This is a genomic window from Streptomyces sp. CNP082 (genome assembly GCF_059570535.1).
The window spans coordinates 24,927-43,445 of record NZ_JCANSZ010000020.1 but is presented as its reverse complement, the minus strand read 5'-3'; the positions used below and the strand labels follow the sequence as shown (position 1 = coordinate 43,445).

Below are 18,519 nucleotides of genomic sequence, written 5' to 3'. Positions count from 1 at the left end.
GCACCCACCGAAGCTACTCCCGGCACGGGCAGTGTCAACCCGGAAGGCCCCACCCGCCGTTGAGCAGGGCCTCCCCCAGGTCCGTACGCCGGTGCATCACGCAGGGCCCGCGCCGCTCGGAGCGAACGAGCCCCGCCTCACGCAGGACGGCCGCGTGCCGGCTGGCGCTGGCGGGCGCGACGTACAGGGCGTCCGCGATCCGCCCCGTCGACATCGGCCGGTCGAGCAACTCCAGCACCCGGGCACGGGTGAGACCGATGAGCCGGACGAGGGAGTCACCGACGCGCCCCGGGGCGGCGGTCGCGGAGGTGGCCGGATCGGGCAGCCAGCCGGGCGCTGGGGCGAGCGGATGTACGAGCACCGGCGGCAATTCAGGATCGGCGAGGGCAACGGGCCTGCGGGTGCAGAAGAACGACGGGATCAGCGTCAACGGCCGCCCGTCGAGAGCAAACCCCCTGTTCACCGGGTACGCACACTCCAGCCGGTCCCCGCGCCAGGTCACCTCCGGCGCGTAACTGGAAAGCAGCCCCTCCGCCCCCTCCCGCAACGCCGCCTCGGCACGCACGGGCCGATCCGCCGCGGCAGCGGACCGGATCGCCTCCCGGTACGGCGCCACAGCCACCGCGTTGTACCGCCGCACCGCCTCCCCGAGCCGCCGCAGCGCCCCGGCATCCCCGTCAGCCAACCGCCGCGCCCCCCGCGGCGGTACGGCGTTGGCGCAGAGCAGCCCGATCTCCTTGCGCAACCGGGCCTTCGGGGTCCGCAGCACCTGCTCCAGCTCGGCGTCCAACGTCCCGCCACCGCCGCTGCCCGGCGTGAGAAAGTCCGGAAAGTACGCGGCCTCCGGACACAACCGCTGCAACGACGCCACGGTGCCGCCGAGCCCGGCGGCGCCCAGCTCGGCCCGTACCCGGCGCCGCCAGGGGTCGAGGGCCAGCGCGGCGTGGTCGGTCTGCAACGCCTGGAGGCTGAGGACGACTTCCCACATGGGACTGACGTCACCCGCCAGCCGCAGCCGGTTCAGATCGGCAGACGTGAACTCGATGTGAAGCATGATTCCCCCGTGGATGAGACGTGCGGTACACGGTCCCAGTTGCAGGGCAACTTCCCGCTCACACCGCGCCGTACGCCACGGGGGTCACGCGGACGGGGTCTCTCCGGCCATCAGCGGCCACCTCCCACGACCCGTACGCGCTCAGGCCACGCGCACCCCGCGATGCGCGGCCCACGCCTCCGCTGCCACCGTCAGCACCCGCAGCCGGTCCTCCTCGGGTCTGCGAGCGGCGAGCGCACGATTCATCCGCACGTTGGCGGCGGCGTAGGCGTCGAGGGCCTTCGGGTCGGCCTTCGCCCAAGCCGCACAGCGGGAGACCAGGGATTCGGCCGACTCAGCGCTGTGGCCGGCTGATACGAGTTGCACGACCAGCAGGGCCGGGTCGATGAACGCCGCCCCACGGGTGGGCCACGCCCAGTCGACCAGCCAGGTCCGGTCGGCGCCGACATGCAGGTTGCCGGGGTTGATGCCGGTGTGCAGCAGCGCGTCCCCCCGGAGCAGCTCTGCCTCGGCCTGATCGGCGGTGAACCGGTCCCAGCAGGTCTCCACCCAGTCCTGGGCGACCTCCGGCACGGGGCCCAACTGACTGAGACCGTCCACGGCGTCCACGACCGCGGGCAGGTCCGGTGAACCCGGCGCGAAGTCCGCCGGCCGCCCCTCCACGGCCTCGAAGGAGATGACGATCCACTCCTTGCTTTCCGCACACCAGCGCACGGCCGGGGAGACCGGCACGACGTACGGGTTGATCAGGCCCTCCCGAAGGATCGAGTCCCGCCGCCCGCCGGGCCGGTTGCGCATCGCCTTGATGAAGAACGGGCCCTCTTCGCACGCGACCAGCGCCGCGAAGTCCGAGCTGACCTCCCGGGAAGGCCGGATCTGTGTCGCCAGCTCACCCGTGTACGGCCTGATCAGCGCTCGGAGTTCGTCAATCGGAAGGCTGTCTGCCATGGATGTCAGCTCCTCGGTCCATACCTGATACCGGGGTACCCCGGGCTGCACTCGGCGTGGGCTCCAGCCATGGCCGGACTCCCGAGAATAGCGGCCAGAGGGGCTCGCCGGGCGCTACCCGCCGACCGCACGGGCGGCGGCGACGAGTTCCCTCGTTGCCGGGGCGACGTCCGCGGCGAACGTCTGAAGAAGCTCCGGACTCCCCACAGGCAGCAGATACCCGCTGGTGCCCGCTTCTACGGCCGGCTCGGCCAGTTGCTCGGGCCAGTCGGGCGGGGCGCCCTGCGGCCAGCCGCCCCGCCCCGGCGACACGTTGTACAGCCGTCGCACCTGCTCCGGTTTGCGACCGGCCTCCCACGCGGCCTCGTCGACCAGCAGTTGCCCCCGGGCCAGTCGGGGCGGCGGGACGTGGGGAACACTCGGCAGCCACCCGTCGGCCGCGGCCCCGGCGAGGCGCAGCATCCGCGGTCCCACCGCGCAGAGCCAGAGGGAGACGGGGTGCGCGGGCTGCGGGCCGGGGGCTGCGCCGTGCAGCGCGTAGTGGTGGCCGTCGAGGTCCACCGGCCCGCCGCCGGGGGTCCACAGCGCCCGTATGACGTCGAGGGCGGTCCAGGCGTCGAGGAGTTCGGGCCGGTAGGGGTGGTCGGGTACGGAGACCAGGTCGAGGCCGTACTGTCGGCGAGCCGGGCACAGCGTCACCTCGGCGGCGCACCTCAGCGGCCTGGGCAGCGACGAGACGCTCCGCCGCGCCTTCGCCCGCCACCTGGGCACCACGCCGTCCGCGTACCGCAGCCGCTTCGCGACCACCGGGCCGCAGCCGCCGCCGTAGGCCACCCTCCCCTACGGTTACGGGTCGTGACCGATACGGTCCAGCACCGGGCTGGACCTGTGCGGGGAGTCGGCTGCGGCGGGGCGGTGCCTGGTCCGGTACGGGCTCGGGGGGTGTTGCCGGAACGGCAAGGTTTCTCGCGGGATCCGGCCGCGCGGGCGACACTGCCCGCGTACCGGACGCCACCTGTCGAAAGGCACCCCATGGCCGCCCCATCCCGCCGCAGGGACACCCCGCCGCCGCGTACCGGAGGCACCGAGGCCGGGACGCTGCGCGGGTTCCTGGACTACCTGCGGACGTCGATCGCCGCGAAGGTCGAGGACGCCCCGGAACCGCAGGTGCGCACGGCCGGAGTCCCGTCGGGTACGAACCTGCTGGGCCTGCTGCACCACCTCACGTACGTGGAGCGCGCGACGTTCCTCAGCGAGCGGGTCACCGACTGGCCGGCGACCTTCGAGGCCCCGGCGGAGGCGAGCGTGGCGGAGGTCGTCGCCGGCTACCGCGCGGCGGTCGAGGGCGCGAACGGGGTCCTCGACGGGTGCGGGGACCTGGGCGCGCAGGTGCCGGGGCGGGGCGGGAAGGGGCCGAGCGTGCGGTGGGCGCTGACGCACATGATCGAGGAGACGGGCCGCCACGCGGGGCACGCGGACATCCTCCGCGAACAGATCGACGGCGCGACGGGCCGCTGACCGGGGGCACACAGCGGAGGGCGGAACGTACGGGATCCGTGGACCCGTAAGGCAGCGGGTACTGGCCCGTGCTCCGCGAGGCGCTGGAGCAGGGCAAGGTGGCGGGGCCGATGGTGCACGACGGGCGGGTCGCCGCGCTGTGCCGCATGCACGGCGTACGGGAACTCTGGTCCGCCGACCGCGACTTCAGCCGGTTCCCCGGGGTCCGGGTGCGCAACCCGCTCGCTGGGGAAGGCCCGTAAGCCCCCGGCGTGCGCGGTGCGACCGAGCACAGGACGCCTCCGTCAGCCTCCGTCCGCTTCCGTCAGCCTCCGTCCGCTTCCGTCAGCTTCCGTCAGCTTCCGTCAGCCTCCGTTCGCGGCCGAGCCCGCCGGCTGCCGTGCCTGGTTCCGGAACTGCGCGGGCGATGAGCCGACCACGCGGCGGAACGCGGTGCTGAACGCGCTCTCGGAGAGGTAGCCCGTGGCCCGTGCGAGCTCGGAGATCGACAGAGTGTCGCGGGCCAGGGCGTCGCGCGCCAGGCTCATGCGCCACTGGATCAGATACTCCAGCGGCGGGACCCCGACGTGGCTCTTGAACGCCTGGGCGAACGCGGAACGCGACATGTGGCTGATCTCCGCGAGCTCCTTGAGGCTCCAGGAGTGGGCCACGTCCGCGTGCACGGCGCGCAGCGCGGCACCGATGGCGTCGTCGTTCAGGGCGCCGAGCCAGCCGGTGGGCCGGTCCGTCTGACCTGCGTGCGCGCGCAGCATGTGGACGAGGAGGATCTGGGCGAGGTGGTTCTGCACCAGCGGGCCGCCGGCGGCGGTGACCCCGACCTCGGTGGCCAGGAGATCGATGAGCTGCGCGAGCCGCGCGCCATGAGGATCGCCCACGCGGACGATCACCAGCGACGGCAGCAGATCGGTCAGCAGGCCCGCGTTCCTGTCGTCGAACGCGATGTGCCCGACGCAGAGGTAGAGGTCCTCCTCGGACTCCGGGCCGATCCGCACGAACCCGTCTTCGGCACCCGCGAGCACCGGCGCCGCGGGGCGCGGGGTTGCGTCGGGTGTGCTGGCGAGCACGTAGGGCGGCGGGTTGCCCAGCATGAAGGTGTCGCCCTCGTGCAGGAGCACCGGGTCGTGCCCTTCGAGGATCAGCCAGCACGTGCCGCGCACGAGGCCGCCGATCCGCACGTGCAGGAACCTCTCGAAGCGCAGCGCCCACTCGCCCGCGGCCAGGAGGCTGGGCCCGACCACCGTACGGGGCCGGAGCAGGCCGATCGCGTCAGCCACTGGATCCCGAAAGCCGAGCGCCAACGCCGCCTCCTGGACGATACGTAAGGAATGCAGGACTGTGCATTATGGATGCTACTCCGTTGCTCCCGCACTATCGGTGTCGAACGGATCGACGTCGAGAAGTGAGGGACACCCCCATGGGACAGCTCGAAGGCAAGACGGCGGTGGTCACCGGAGGCAGCAGCGGCATCGGCCTGGCCACCGCCGTACGGCTGGCGGACGAGGGCGCGCACGTGTTCGTCACCGGGCGGCGCGAGGCCGAGTTGGAGGCTGCCGTCAAGACGATCGGACCGGACCGGGCCACGGCGGTGGGCGGCGACATCTCCGCGATGGCCGACCTGGACCGGCTCTACGACGCGGTCCGGGCCCGCGGCAGAGGGCTGGACGTGCTCGTGGCGAACGCGGCGATCGGCACGTTCGTGACGCTGGAGCAGACCACCGAGGAGCACTTCGACGAGACCTTCGCGGTCAACGTCAAAGGCACGCTGTTCACCGTGCAGAAGGCGTTGCCGCTGCTCAACGACGGAGCCTCGGTCGTCCTGGCCGGTTCGACCGCCGGCGACCGCGGAGTGGAGGCGTTCGGCGCGTACGCGGCGTCGAAGGCGGCCGTCCGGTCCTTCGCGCGGACGTGGTCCAACGAGCTGAAGGGCCGTGGCATCCGGGTCAACGTGGTCTCGCCGGCATGGATCGAGACTCCCGGGGGCACCGCCGCTTTCGGCGACGAGGAGACCGCGCGGGCCGTCAAGGAGAACGTCGCCGCGACCGTGGCCAAGGGCCGCATGGGTCAGCCCGAGGAGGCCGCCGCGGTCGTGGCCTTCCTGGCCTCGGAACAGAGCAGCTACGTCGTCGGCGCGAACCTCTACGTCGACGGAGGCACGAACCAGATCTGAGCAGGCACGCATGGCGGGTGGCAGCGGCGGTGGCACCGCTTCCCTGCCACCGCTGTCCACGAGGCCCGGACCCGCACACGCCGGGCCCGTACTCCCGGACCCGTCGGTCAGGGGACCGGTCTACGAGTCCAGGACCGTCGTCAGCAGCTCCCCCACCCACGCCAGCAGTTCGCGGCCCTTCAGCGGCTGCGCGCCCACCTGCTTCGGCTTCGGGCGGTCCACCAGGATCTGGTTCACCGCCGGCTTCACCACCGCGCCCGGGTACAGCCGCTTCAGCCGCAGCTCCTGCGACTCCCGCAGCGACACCGGGCTGAAGCGGATGCGGGTGCCCTGCAGCGTGATATCCGCGACGCCGCAGGCGCGGGCCAGCATGCGCAGGCCGGCGACCAGCAGGAGGTTCTCCACCGGCTCCGGGAGCGGGCCGTAGCGGTCGGTCAGCTCCTCGCGGACCGCGCGGATGTCGTCTTCCGTCGTGACGGAGGCGATCGCGCGGTACGCCGCGAGGCGCAGCCGTTCGCCCGGGGCGTAGTCGTGCGGGACGTGGGCGTCGACCGGCAGCTCGATCTTGACCTCCGGCGGCGGCGCCTCCGCTGCTTTTCCGTCGGCTCCCCCCATCGTCGCCCGGTAGTCCGCGACTGCCTCGCCGACCATCCGGACGTACAGGTCGAAGCCGACGCCCGCGATGTGCCCGGACTGCTCGCCGCCCAGCAGGTTGCCCGCGCCGCGGATCTCCAGGTCCTTCATCGCCACGTACATGCCGGCGCCCATCTCGGTGTGCTGCGCGATGGTGGCGAGCCGTTCGTGCGCGGTCTCCGTCAGCGGCTTCTCCGGCGGGTAGAGGAAGTACGCGTAGCCCCGCTCGCGGCCGCGGCCGACGCGCCCGCGCAACTGGTGCAGTTGCGAGAGGCCGAAGGTGTCGCCGCGTTCGACGATGAGGGTGTTGGCGTTGGAGATGTCGATGCCGTTCTCGACGATCGTCGTGGAGACCAGCACGTCGAACTTCTTCTCCCAGAAGTCGACGACGACCTGCTCCAGCGCCGACTCCGACATCTGCCCGTGCGCCGTGGCCACCCGCGCCTCCGGCACCGCCGCCCGCAGCCGGGAGGCGGCGCGGTCGATGGACTCCACCCGGTTGTGGATGTAGAAGACCTGGCCCTCGCGGAGCAGTTCGCGGCGCACGGCGGCGCCGATCTGCTTCTCCTCGTACGGGCCGACGAAGGTCAGCACCGGGTGCCGCTCCTCCGGCGGGGTGGTGATCGTCGACATCTCGCGGATGCCGGTCACGGCCATCTCCAGCGTGCGCGGGATGGGGGTGGCGGACATCGTCAGCACGTCGACGTTGGCGCGGAGCTTCTTCAACTGCTCCTTGTGCTCCACGCCGAAGCGCTGCTCCTCGTCCACGATGACCAGACCCAGGTCCTTGAACCGGGTGTCGGACGAGAACAGCCGGTGCGTGCCGATGACGACGTCCACCGAGCCCTCGCGCAGCCCGTCGAGCACGGCCCTGGCCTCGGTGTCCGTCTGGAACCGCGACAGCGCCCGCACCACCACGGGGAACTGCGCGTACCGCTCGGAGAACGTGCCCATGTGCTGCTGCACCAGCAGCGTCGTCGGCACGAGGACGGCGGCCTGCTTGCCGTCCTGTACGGCCTTGAACGCCGCCCGCACCGCGATCTCCGTCTTGCCGTACCCGACGTCGCCGCAGACGAGGCGGTCCATGGGCACGGGCTTCTCCATGTCCTCCTTCACCTCGGTGATGGTGGACAGCTGGTCCGGCGTCTCGATGTACGGGAACGCGTCCTCCAGCTCGCGCTGCCAGGGCGTGTCCCCGCCGAAGGCGTGGCCGGGGGCGGCCATGCGCGCCGAGTAGAGCTTGATGAGGTCGGCGGCGATCTCCTTGACGGCCTTCTTCGCCCGGGACTTGGTCTTCGCCCAGTCGGAGCCGCCGAGCCGGTGCAGCGTGGGGGCCTCGCCGCCGACGTACTTGGTGACCTGGTCGAGCTGGTCGGTGGGGATGTACAGCCGGTCGCCCGGCTGGCCGCGCTTGGCGGGCGCGTACTCGACGAGCAGGTACTCGCGGGTGGCGCCCTGCACCGTACGCTGCACCATCTCCAGATAGCGGCCCACGCCGTGCTGCTCGTGCACGATGTAGTCGCCGGCCTGGAGCGTCAGCGGGTCGATCTGCTTGCGCCGCCGCGCGGGCATCCGCACGCCGTCCCGGGCGGCGGTCCTCTGCCCGGACAGGTCGGTCTCGGTGAGCACCGCGAGCTTCAGCTCCGGGGCGACGAACCCGTGGTCCAGCTCGCCGCACGAGACGTGCACGACGGACGGCGCGAGCGCGTCGGGGCCGAGGTCCGCGCCGAGGCGGGCGGCGATGCCCTCGCCGCCGAGCACCTCGGCCGTACGCTGCGCGGGGCCGTGGCCCTCGGTGAGGTAGACCACGCGCCAGCCGTCGGCGAGCCAGCCCTTGGTGTCGGCGAGCGCGCGGGCGGTGTCCCCGCGGTAGACCTCCGGGGCGTGCAGCCCCAGCTCCAGGGCGTCGTCCTCCAGCTCCGTACCGACGGAGAAGGGGCTGACCGACCACCACATCATGCCCAGCTCGCGGGCGTGGTCGCGGACGTCGGCGATGCCCCACAGCGACGCCCGGCCCAGCAGCTCCAGGTCGATCGGCGCCTGCCCTCCCCCGGCTGACGCGGCCCACGACGCCTGGAGGAACTCCTGCGACGTGGCGACCAGGTCCGCGGCGCGGGTGCGCACCCGCTCGGGGTCGCAGGACACCGCCATGCTGCCGGCCGGCAGCACGTCGAGCAGCAGTTCCATGTCATCCACGAGGACCGGCGCCAGGGACTCCATGCCCTCCACCGCGATCCCCTCGGCGATCTTGCTCAGGATCTCGCCGAGCTGCGGGTGCGCTACGGCCAGATCGGCGGCCCGGGCCCGGACGGAGGCGGTCAGCAGCAGCTCGCGGCACGGCGGCGCCCACAGGCCGTGCTCGGCGACCTCCAGGGAGCGCTGGTCGGCGACCTTGAAATAGCGGATCTCCTCGACGTCGTCGCCCCAGAACTCCACCCGCAGCGGATGCTCCTCGGTGGGCGGGAACACGTCGAGGATCCCGCCGCGCACCGCGAACTCGCCGCGCTTCTCCACCAGCTCCACCCGGCTGTACGCGGCGGCCCCCAGCGCCTGCACCGTCTCTTCGAGATCGGCGGACATCCCGCTGCGCAGCGCCACGGGCTTGAGGTCGCCGAGCCCCTTGACCTGCGGCTGGAGCACGGAGCGTACGGGCGCGACGACGACGGAGACCGGGCCGGCGGCCGGGTCACCGGGGTCCGGGTGCGCGAGCCGGCGCAGCACGGCGAGGCGGCGGCCGACGGTGTCGGAGCGGGGCGAAAGCCGCTCGTGCGGCAGGGTCTCCCACGCCGGGTACTCCACGACGGCGTCCTCGCGCCCCGGCGGCATCAGCGAGCGCAGGGCGGCGGCCAGGTCCTCGGCCTCGCGGCCGGTGGCGGTGACCGCGAGCACCGGGCGCCCGGTCCGGGCGGCGAGCGCCGCAAGCGCGAGGGGGCGGGCGGCGGGCGGGCCGACGAGGTCGACGTGCGGCCGGCCGCCGCCTTCGGCGGCCGTCACCGCCTCGGCGAGCGCGGGGTCGCGGACGACGGCGTCGAGCAGGCCGTGCAGGCTCATGGGAGATCCGCTCCGGGTGGGTGGCAGAGGCTGGTGGGCAGAGCTGGTGGGCAGGGCTTGAGCGGGCAATGCTGGGCGGGCCAGGCGGAGGGCTGGGCTGAGTGGGCAACGCGAACAGCCCGAGGCGGCGAACGCCCCGGGGGTCTCCAGCGTACGACGCCCCACCGACACCCGCGCCCGCAGCCGAAAGCACCGGCCGCCCGGCCGCGAGCCCCGCCGAAGATCCGGAAAGCGCCGACGCGCAGGCGCCGCCCGCAGCAAGCGGGACCTGCAACTGCCTCTAAGGACAATAGCGATCAATTCCCCTTCCCTCCTATCGTGCTTGCACCAAAGACACACCGGGCGGTCCCGGGTCTCGGCTGGGGCCGCACGCCACCAAAGTCGAGGCTCCATAGACGTCGAACCGTTATGGGGGGAAATGTTGCCGAAACTGCCGCGGCCATCCCGAAAAGGGGTCGTCCTACCTCTCGCCCTGACCACCGGCCTGCTCGCGGCCTCAGGGATTTCCTGGGCCGCGGTGACGGACAACCTTGTCCCAACCGGAAACTATGCGGTCGCGTGCGCGGAGGGTATGAACCACGGAACAGTTTGCCAGACCGACAACAGTGCCGTGTATTACTACATGGACTCCAACGGTAAGTACAGGCTGGAGGCAGGAGATAAGGACACGGTCACGCGCGCATTGCGGGGTGAATATTCGCCGACCGATCTCGCGATTCACTACGACAGCAATCCGAGCTTTTCCGGGTCGGCCGAGACCGACATCATCTACCAGGAGGGCTCAGACGGCCTCGACGACGATGCAGCCGGTACCACCTGGTGCAACGACAACAGCTCAGCCGGCACCTACACATGCGATCAACAGTATGTGCGCATTCGAGGCAACGGATACATCACGTATGCCCGCTCCTGTCACGAGGCCGGTCATGCCGTCGGCCTCCTCCACGGCAACAGGGCATCCCCCCGGCTGGGCCTCAGGAACGACAAGTTGGGCTGCATGGTGACACCGAGCACCGGGCACAACAACCTGGGGAGCAACCAAGTCGACAACATCAACGGAGTGTACTGAAAACCGGGCGCAGCGAATTATGAAACGACGTATGACTGTCGCGTGCGCGGCGACTGGAGTCGCCGCGCTGGCCAGCATAGGCACCACGATCGCAATGAACAACACGGGCTCTACGGGGGCGCAGCAGAGTCAGCAGGCTGCGATCCTGGTAGGTCACGGAGAAGACCGCTATCCGAGCAGCTTCGCCTCCGAATGGGTCACGTACGCCGATCATGTCGTGGTCGCCACACCCTTGTCGGAGACCGAGATCGCACCGGACGAAGTGGAAGTCAGCCGGGGTGAAGGGTTGATCGGCCGGTCAGTCGAGATGCGAGTCGACCGCGTCCTTTGGTCGCGAGACGACGCCACCAGACCAGCTCCCGGTTCCTGGACGAGGTTCTCCAGCGGGTGGCAGTTCAAGGACGGGGACGTGGACAATCGGGTGGAGTTCGCGTTGGCGGAGGCTCCGCGCATTGAACTCGGCCATCAGTACATCATCGCTCTCACCTGGGAGACGGCGAAATGCTCCCCGGACGATGATCCCGAGCCGGCACGATGGGTGGGGCTCGGCAGCGGCTCCACCGTCCCGTACGACGACGGTGTCATCGGCAACGGCGAGTTGGAGGGGCGAGAGCAGTCGGTGGACCAGGCCAGGGCCGCCTTTCAGGAAGCGGGTGAAGGTGCCACGCTGGAGGAGGAGATGGCCGGCCAGAGTGGCGATGCGCTGGCGTCCAGGCTGAGGTCTGCCAGCCCTCAGCAGAACCTGGCGGACCACGCACCTGCAGCCGGCGCGTGCACGTAGGGCACCGGTGCGCGGTCGGGGCTTCGGACAGGGGACGACGGCATCAACGATGAGGCGAAGATGAGACGCATTCACCCGGGGACCTGGTCGGTAGTCGCCGTCTGTTGTGCGCTCGCGCAGGTGGGGGCTGTTGCGTGCGGTAACGCCGAAGAGCGGGCCGGTGGCTCGCGAGCCTACGACCTCGTCCGCGAGGACGCCGCCGAGCGTGATCGCTCGGCGGCCGAGCACCGGGCACGGGAAGCCGCCGAGGCCCTTGCGTCTGCCGCCAGACCGATGAGGCTCGTCGTGTCCGCGACCGAGGATTCCTGCGAGTACCGGGAGCGCGGGCCGTGGCTCGCGCGCTGCACGAGCACGGCGACTTTCTACTTCGGCATCGACGGGGATCTCCCGGACGTGCTGCCACAGGTCGCGGATGCGGCGGCCGGGGCGGGCGTCGGCATGCCGCCCGGAGACGAGCCCGGCGGTCTGCCGTACGCGCTGCGCTACCTCGAACGCAAGGGTGACGCCGCCGATGGCACACCTATGAACGCACCCCTCCTGGGACTGCCGGACGGCAGGGGCGGCGTGGTCCGCTGGGACGATCCGTACGGCCGGGATGTCGAGGAACTCGACCCGGTGAGGTCGCGTTACGACGACGGCTCAGGCCCGTACCGCGACTACAAGGTCATCCCGGGGTTCGTGTCATCCGGAGGCAAGGACCGGGAAGTGCGGACGGTCGCCGGGATCCGCGAGGAGTACGACACGGTGGTCGCCTGGCAGATGGCGCCCGCCGAATACGTCCGCGTCGAGCAGACGGACTAGCACGGGCCAGCACGGACTGGCGTCGCTCCTTCGTGACGGGCCACCAGCTTTGCTGGTGGCCCCACAGGCATGGGCCCGGCACGGTGCGGCGACCTCCGCGGTACGGCGCACGCGCAGCGCCGCCCGCCGCCCCGGGCATGCGCGCGCACCCGGAAGCACCGGCCGCCTGGCCGCCCGCCGGCAGGCCCGCCCCGTCCCCGTGCCCCCCGGCCGCCCCGCCCGCGCCCGGCCCCGCAGCCACACGCCCCCGCCCGATCCGCGAAGCGCCCGCAGCCCGTACCCCCGGCCGGCCCCCACCCCGAAGCCGCAGGTGCCGCCGCGGAACCCCGGCCCCGGCCCCGTACCGCCCCCGCACCCCCTAAGGGCCCGCCCCCCGCACAAAGCAGGGGGCGGCTCCTCCGTCCGGCCGACGGGACCGCCCCCGCGCGCTTCCTAGCCTGGTCAGGCGGGTCGACGGCGGAAAGCACCAGCCGGCCGGGGGGTCCGTCCCCAGTACGGAGGTGGGGATATCCCCACGCCGGATACGGCGCCAGGCACCAGGGATTTCCCGGCCGCCGCCCACGAGACTCAAGTGCACGACGGACAGGTTCCGCAGACGAAGGAGACACGACAGTGACCACGGCTGTAGCGGCGCGCACGGCCGTCGCCGCACGAGCGCGACAGGTGACCAAGGCGTACGGCACGGGGGAGACGCGGGTCCTCGCTCTCGACAACGTCGATGTGGACATCGCCCGGGGCCAGTTCACCGCCATCATGGGGCCCTCGGGCTCCGGCAAGTCGACACTCATGCACTGCCTCGCCGGCCTCGACACGGTCACGGCGGGCCGCATATGGATCGACGAGACCGAGATCACCGGGCTGAAGGACAAGAAGCTGACCCAGTTGCGGCGCGACCGCGTGGGCTTCATCTTCCAGGCGTTCAACCTCCTGCCCACCCTCAACGCCCTGGAGAACATCACGCTGCCCATGGACATCGCCGGCCGCAAGCCCGACCGCGAGTGGCTGCAGCGCGTGGTGGACACCGTGGGCCTGGCCGACCGCCTCAAGCACCGCCCGAGCCAGCTCTCCGGCGGCCAGCAGCAGCGCGTCGCCGTGGCGCGGGCGCTCGCCTCCCGGCCGGAGATCATCTTCGGCGACGAGCCGACCGGCAACCTCGACTCCCGGGCCGGCGCCGAGGTCCTCGGCTTCCTGCGCCGCTCCGTGGACGAGCTGGGCCAGACCATCGTGATGGTCACCCACGACCCGGTCGCGGCCGGCTACGCCGACCGCGTCCTCTACCTCGCCGACGGCCGCATCGTCGACGAGATGTGGAACCCCACCGCCGAGCAGGTCCTCGACCGCATGCGCCTCTTTTCCGGGGGAAACCCCCGGACCCCCGCCTTCGACACCCGGGGCCGGGTGTCCTAGATGACCGTCGTCAAGACCTCGATGCGCAACTTCTTCTCGCACAAGGGACGCATGGCGCTCTCCGCCGTCGCCGTCGTCCTGTCGGTGGCGTTCGTGTGCGGCACGCTCGTCTTCTCCGACACCATGACCACCACCTTCGACCGGCTCTTCAACGCCTCCGCCTCCGACGTCCGCGTCAGCCCCAAGACGGCGGACAACGACGACAACGAATGGGGCCGCAAGCCGCAGCCGACGCTGCCGGCCGCCGACCTGGCGCGCGTCGAGAAGATCGACGGCGTCGAGTCCGCGGACGGCGAGGTGTCCAACGACGCCATCACCGTCGCCGACGCCGACAACAACAACCTCGGCTCCGACACCGGCGCCCCCACCATCGGCACCAACTGGGACCGCAGGGAGCTGCAGACCGCCGAGATCACCACCGGCCACGAGCCGCGCGGCCCCACCGAGGTCGTCATCGACGCCGACGCCGCCGACAAGCACGGCGTGGAGATCGGCGACCGGATCCGTACGATCGCCGACCCCGGCTCGTTCAGCTCCGAGGTCGTCGGCATCGCCACCTTCAAGATGACCAACCCCGGCGCGACGATCGTCTACTTCGACGACGCCACCGCGCAGAAGAGGCTCCTCGGCAAGGAAGGCGTCTACTCCTCCCTCAACCTCACCGCCGCCGCCGGCGTGAGCAACGAGGAGCTGAAGGCCAGCGTCCAGAAGGCCGCGGGCGACCTCACCGACCCCGTCAAGGTGCAGACCAAGGACGAGGTCGTCGAGGAGAACAAAGACGACCTCGGCGGCCTCCTCGACGTCCTGAAGTACGCCATGCTCGGCTTCGCCGGCATCGCCGTCCTCGTCGGCATCTTCCTCATCGTCAACACCTTCTCCATGCTCGTCGCCCAGCGCACCCGCGAGCTGGGCCTGCTCCGGGCCATCGGCGCCGGCCGCCGCCAGGTCAACCGCTCCGTACTCCTCGAAGCGCTGCTCCTCGGCGCCATCGGCTCGGTCCTCGGCGTCGGCGCGGGCATCGGCATCGCCGTGGGGCTGATGAAGCTCATGGGCGCGGCCGGCATGGAGCTGAACACCGACGACCTCACGATCAAGGCCGCCACGCCGGTCGTCGGCATCGTCCTCGGCATCGTCGTCACCGTGCTCGCGGCGTGGCTGCCGGCCCGCCGCGCGGGCAAGGTCTCGCCGATGGCCGCGCTGCGCGAGGCCGGCACCCCGGGCGACCGCAGGGCCGGTGCCGTACGGACCGTGCTGGGCCTGGTCCTCACCGTGGCCGGCGGCGGGCTGCTCTTCCTCACCACCCGCGTCGACGAGGCCGCCGACGGCGGGCTGTACCTCGCGGGCGGCGTGCTGCTGTCCCTGCTGGGCCTCATCGTCTTCGCGCCGGTGCTTGCCGGGCTGCTCGTACGGGCCCTCGCGGCGGGCGTGCTGCGGATCTTCGGCCCGGTGGGCCGCATGGCCGAACGCAACGCCCTGCGCAACCCGCGCCGTACCGGCGCCACCGCCTCGGCGCTGATGATCGGCCTCGCGCTGGTCGCCTGCCTGTCGGTGGTCGGGTCCTCCATGGTCGCCTCGGCGTCGGAGGAGCTGGACAAGTCGGTGGGCGCGGACTTCATCATCCAGTCCGACATGGGCCGGCCGATCGTCCCGGAGGCGGCGAAGGTCATCGAGGACGCCCCGCACCTGGAGCACGTCACGCACTACAAGGCGCTCGACGCGGACGTGACCCTGCCGGACGGCAAGACCGTCAAGGAGTACTCCCTGACCGCCGCCGACAAGACGTACGCCCAGGACCTCAGGTCCGAGACGGTCAAGGGCGAACTGGCCGACGCCTACGGCAAGAACAGCATGTCGGTCCCGGAGGACTTCGCCGACGACCACGGGCTGAAGATCGGCGACACCCTCGCCGTCGACTTCGAGGACGGCGGCGCGGCGGAGCTGACGCTGCGCGCGATCACCTCCTCCGAGACCGCGATCGACTCGGGTGCGGCGTATGTGAACCTGGACACGGCGAGGGACTACATCAAGCAGGCCGACCTGCCGCGCGACGACATCATGTTCGGCAAGGCGAAGGACGGCCAGGAGGAGGCCGCGTACGCGGCGCTGAAGAAGGCGATGGACCCGTACCCGCAGTACAAGGTCCGCGACCAGACCGACTTCAAGCAGACCCTGAAGGACCAGGTGGGCCAGATGCTCAACCTCGTCAACGGGCTGCTGGCGCTGGCGATCATCGTGGCCGTCCTCGGCGTGGTCAACACCCTGGCCCTGTCGGTGATCGAGCGGACCCGGGAGATCGGGCTGGTGCGCGCGATCGGCCTGTCGCGCAGGCAACTGCGCCGGATGATCCGCCTGGAGTCGGTGGTGATCGCCCTGTTCGGCGCGGTGCTCGGCCTCGGCCTGGGCATGGCGTGGGGCACCGCGGCACAGCAACTGCTGGCGCTGGAGGGCCTGAAGGTGCTCGACATCCCCTGGCCGACGATCGGGGTGGTGTTCGCGGGCTCGGCCGTCGTCGGACTGTTCGCGGCGCTGGTGCCGGCGTTCCGGGCGGGCCGGATGAACGTGCTGAACGCCATCGCGACCGAGTAGCGGCGGTACGCGGTGGAGGGGCCCGGCGAAGCTGGTGGGCATCGCCGGGCCCTGTACGCGTGCGGGCTCCAGTACGCGTGCGGGCTCCAGTACGCGTGCGGGCTCCAGTACGGGGGGGCCGGGGACCTGGCCCGCTCGCCGGTGAGCGTGACCATCGGGGAGGAAGTCCGGTGGTCACGCTCGCCGGTCGCAGGGGCTGTGCCCGTGTCCCTGCGGGAGGGGCCGGGTCAGTCGTTGACGCAGACGTTGCCGAAGGGCGGGTTGGCCAGAGCGATGATGTTGATCGAGTTGCCGCACAGGTTCACCGGGACGTGCAACGGGAACTGGACGACGTTGCCGGAGACGATTCCGGGCGAGTTGGCCGCGGTGCCCTGGGCACCGGAGTCCGCGACCGCGAGGCCGGCGCCGCCCAGCACGACGGCACCGGCGCTGACGGTGACGGCAAGGGTCTTCTTCACTGCAAACACGATGCTGCTCTCCTTGGGTGTGGCGTACGCTCCGCCAGCGCAGAGCGGGGCGCCGAAGGCGCCCCGCCCCGGCCAACTCCACAAGAGGACAAAAGGCACGGTTCTTCACCCGGTTGGCCTCACTCGGGGGGCGCCCCGGCGGAAATCTCCGCCGAGGCCGTGGCCCTTCCAGTGTGAACGTGCCCGCCGAGTGCGCGTAGGTAGGCGAAAGTCGGCCCCGGCGGGCGATTTGCCCTGGTTTCGCGGGTGGGTTACCCAGAGTTTGTCACGGCTAGACGCATTCGGGGTGCCCCCGGGGCGGATGTGGCGCCGGCTGGCCCGCGGGGCGCCCCCAGCCCGGCCCACCCCGGCACCGCTCCCGCCCGCCCCGACCCCGGTCCGCGCAGCAGCAGGGCCGCGCCCAGGACGGCCAGCGAGCTGGCGTACGGCATGGTCCGGCCCCGGGCCGTGGTGTGAGGGCACGGTTCCGGGGCCGGGTGGTGAGGTGGGCAGCGGGTCAGGCGGTGGGGAACTCGTCCGCCTTGACCGCCGCCACGAAGGACCGCCAGGCGTCGCCGGTGAAGACGAGGGCGGGGCCGTGGGGGTCCTTGGAGTCGCGTACGGGGACGGCGGCGTGGCCGTCGGCGACCTCGACGCAGCTCCCGTTGCTGGCACCGCTGTAGCTGGACTTCCGCCACGACGTCAGTGTCGACGCCACGGCGATGACATGATCACGCATTCCGGAACTCCTCTGCTGCCGCCTTCAGGAGAGCGATCGACGCACGGTGGGACAGTGCGTCCCCCAGCGCCAGGTTGTAGTACGAGTGGCACCTGACCACCCGCGCCGGGTCGTCGAGCAACTGCCCGGTGGTCACGCCCTCAACGTATGCCACCGGCGCCATGTCGTCGAACGACATAAGGCTCACCATGCCCTCCATCAGCGCGTACGCCCCCACTGAGAAGGGGAGCACGTGCAGCCGGATGCGCCTGGCCTCGGCCAACGCCGCGATGTGCTCCAGTTGTTCAGCCATGACCTCAGGGCCCCCGACCGGTCGCCGGATGACCGACTCGTCCAGGATGCTCCACACGGCCGGTGACAACGGATTGTCGAGGATCCGGGCACGCTCAAGCCGGTTGACGACCCGCCTTTCAAGTTCTTCCCCCGTGTCGTTGGGCTCACCAGACGCGAAGATCGCGCGCGCGTAGTCCGGCGTCTGCAGCAGTCCGGGCACCGCCGACAGAGCGAACTCGCGGATGACGGTTGCCAGTCGCTCCAGCTCCGCCGCTTCCGCGAAGTGGTCGGCGTACGGACCCTCAAGGTTCACCAGCCAGCGCGCGAAGAACCCGTCCGTCCCCAGCGCCTGGTCGATCCGCTGCGCGTCCTCCATCCTCGGCAGCCGCCGCCCCGCCTCGAAGTGGCTGATCAGCGTGGGCGAACACACCACCACATCAGCCAGCGCCTCCTGTGTCATCCCCTTCGCTGACCGCCGCAGCCGCAGCTCCTCGCCGTACTTCTGGCGCGGGGTCTTACACGTCTCCACGTCGCCTCCCACTTGAATGACGCACCGTCAGCCGAACAACTCTGGTGCACCGTAGTCGCACCACGTCACGCTTGATGCACAGAAAGCGATGATTCGACAGAAAGAGCGAATTCATGACTGAGGAGCACCAGTGCAGGGAATGCCTTCGACTCGCCGTGTATCTGCGCAACGCCCGTGCGACGCGGGACGGTTCGAAGGAGACAGACGCGCGCGTGCTCATCAAGCGCCACAAGCGGGACGTGCACTCCGCGGAGGGCTACGGGCCCCAGGACGAGGTCCGCGCCGACGTCATCCTGGGTCACGTCCTCCGTCGCGACGACAGACTTCCGCCCTTCGCCGCCGACGACGGCGCGCGGCTCGTCGTCCCCCTCCGGGGAGAGCCCGGCCACACCGGCAGCCTGGAGCTGAGCCGCTGCGACGCCGAGTACCTGTGCGCGCGCTTGCAGTTCCTCCTCGACCGGGGCCGGAGCCTTGACACGTACACACAGCGGTATGGCTGCTGAACCGGCGGGCACGG

17 protein-coding genes and 1 pseudogene are annotated in these 18,519 nt (G+C 71.2%); 10 read left to right on the top strand and 8 right to left on the bottom strand.

Features of this window, described 5'->3' with window-relative positions; translation table 11 throughout:
• Nucleotides 1-34 precede the first annotated feature (34 nt).
• The 3 genes from B124_RS17790 to B124_RS17780 form a co-directional block, all read right to left on the bottom strand.
• Nucleotides 35-1,054: an ArsR/SmtB family transcription factor gene (locus B124_RS17790; RefSeq protein ID WP_496503843.1), complete on the bottom strand. Its 1,020-nt coding sequence runs from the start codon at nt 1,052-1,054 to the stop codon at nt 35-37.
• 141 nt (nt 1,055-1,195) lie between these two features.
• Nucleotides 1,196-2,002 (bottom strand): protein kinase, encoded by an 807-nt coding sequence (locus tag B124_RS17785; RefSeq protein WP_496503842.1) that lies wholly within the window; start codon nt 2,000-2,002, stop codon nt 1,196-1,198.
• A 114-nt stretch (nt 2,003-2,116) separates the two neighbouring features.
• Nucleotides 2,117-2,719: an LLM class flavin-dependent oxidoreductase gene (locus B124_RS17780; protein WP_496503914.1), complete on the bottom strand. Its 603-nt coding sequence runs from the start codon at nt 2,717-2,719 to the stop codon at nt 2,117-2,119.
• Between B124_RS17780 and B124_RS17775 the strand changes: the two are divergent.
• The 3 genes and pseudogenes from B124_RS17775 to B124_RS17765 all read left to right on the top strand — a co-directional run.
• Nucleotides 2,688-2,831 (top strand): annotated as a pseudogene (locus tag B124_RS17775) (AraC family transcriptional regulator); the annotation flags it as partial. The gene B124_RS17780 and the pseudogene B124_RS17775 overlap by 32 nt on opposite strands.
• 203 nt (nt 2,832-3,034) lie before the next feature.
• Nucleotides 3,035-3,520 (top strand): DinB family protein, encoded by a 486-nt coding sequence (locus B124_RS17770; protein WP_496503841.1) that lies wholly within the window; start codon nt 3,035-3,037, stop codon nt 3,518-3,520.
• A gap of 68 nt (nt 3,521-3,588) precedes the next feature.
• Entirely contained in the window at nt 3,589-3,762 is a 174-nt protein-coding gene (locus B124_RS17765; RefSeq protein ID WP_496503840.1) for a type II toxin-antitoxin system VapC family toxin, read from the top strand.
• A gap of 102 nt (nt 3,763-3,864) precedes the next feature.
• On the opposite strand, the gene B124_RS17760 is transcribed toward B124_RS17765, so the two are convergent.
• Nucleotides 3,865-4,794 (bottom strand): AraC family transcriptional regulator, encoded by a 930-nt coding sequence (locus B124_RS17760; protein ID WP_496503839.1) that lies wholly within the window; start codon nt 4,792-4,794, stop codon nt 3,865-3,867.
• A 140-nt stretch (nt 4,795-4,934) separates the two neighbouring features.
• Here B124_RS17760 and B124_RS17755 point away from each other — a divergent pair, with 140 nt between their 5' ends.
• Complete coding sequence (locus B124_RS17755; RefSeq protein WP_496503838.1) at nt 4,935-5,687, top strand: SDR family NAD(P)-dependent oxidoreductase; 753 nt, start codon at nt 4,935-4,937, stop codon at nt 5,685-5,687.
• Nucleotides 5,688-5,807: 120 nt separating this feature from the next.
• Here the strand turns inward: B124_RS17755 and mfd are convergent, their stop codons facing one another.
• Nucleotides 5,808-9,371 (bottom strand): transcription-repair coupling factor, encoded by a 3,564-nt coding sequence (gene mfd / locus B124_RS17750; protein WP_496503837.1) that lies wholly within the window; start codon nt 9,369-9,371, stop codon nt 5,808-5,810.
• Nucleotides 9,372-9,888: 517 nt separating this feature from the next.
• Here mfd and B124_RS17745 point away from each other — a divergent pair.
• The 5 genes from B124_RS17745 (at nt 9,889) to B124_RS17725 (ending at nt 16,015) form a co-directional block, all read left to right on the top strand.
• Nucleotides 9,889-10,440, top strand: a complete 552-nt coding sequence (locus tag B124_RS17745; RefSeq protein ID WP_496503836.1) for a hypothetical protein — start codon at nt 9,889-9,891, stop codon at nt 10,438-10,440.
• 31 nt (nt 10,441-10,471) lie between these two features.
• Nucleotides 10,472-11,221: a hypothetical protein gene (locus tag B124_RS17740; RefSeq protein ID WP_496503835.1), complete on the top strand. Its 750-nt coding sequence runs from the start codon at nt 10,472-10,474 to the stop codon at nt 11,219-11,221.
• A 285-nt stretch (nt 11,222-11,506) separates the two neighbouring features.
• Nucleotides 11,507-12,022, top strand: a complete 516-nt coding sequence (locus tag B124_RS17735; protein ID WP_496503834.1) for a hypothetical protein — start codon at nt 11,507-11,509, stop codon at nt 12,020-12,022.
• A gap of 612 nt (nt 12,023-12,634) precedes the next feature.
• A complete protein-coding gene (locus tag B124_RS17730; protein WP_496503833.1) occupies nt 12,635-13,429 on the top strand; it encodes an ABC transporter ATP-binding protein in 795 nt (264 codons plus the stop codon).
• A complete protein-coding gene (locus tag B124_RS17725; RefSeq protein WP_496503832.1) occupies nt 13,430-16,015 on the top strand; it encodes an ABC transporter permease in 2,586 nt (861 codons plus the stop codon). It abuts the gene before it with no gap.
• A 227-nt stretch (nt 16,016-16,242) separates the two neighbouring features.
• Here the strand turns inward: B124_RS17725 and B124_RS17720 are convergent, their stop codons facing one another.
• From B124_RS17720 to B124_RS17710, 3 genes are all read right to left on the bottom strand, one after another.
• Nucleotides 16,243-16,482 carry a chaplin gene (locus B124_RS17720; protein WP_496503831.1) on the bottom strand — a complete coding sequence of 80 codons (240 nt, stop codon included), beginning with the start codon at nt 16,480-16,482 and terminating at the stop codon, nt 16,243-16,245.
• 496 nt (nt 16,483-16,978) lie between these two features.
• Nucleotides 16,979-17,200: a DUF397 domain-containing protein gene (locus tag B124_RS17715; protein WP_496503830.1), complete on the bottom strand. Its 222-nt coding sequence runs from the start codon at nt 17,198-17,200 to the stop codon at nt 16,979-16,981.
• A complete protein-coding gene (locus tag B124_RS17710) occupies nt 17,193-18,002 on the bottom strand; it encodes a helix-turn-helix domain-containing protein (RefSeq protein WP_496503829.1) in 810 nt (269 codons plus the stop codon). The genes B124_RS17715 and B124_RS17710 overlap by 8 nt, the downstream gene beginning before the upstream one ends.
• Before the next feature lie 113 nt (nt 18,003-18,115).
• Here B124_RS17710 and B124_RS17705 point away from each other — a divergent pair, with 113 nt between their 5' ends.
• A complete protein-coding gene (locus B124_RS17705) occupies nt 18,116-18,505 on the top strand; it encodes a hypothetical protein (RefSeq protein WP_496503828.1) in 390 nt (129 codons plus the stop codon).
• Nucleotides 18,506-18,519 lie beyond the last annotated feature (14 nt).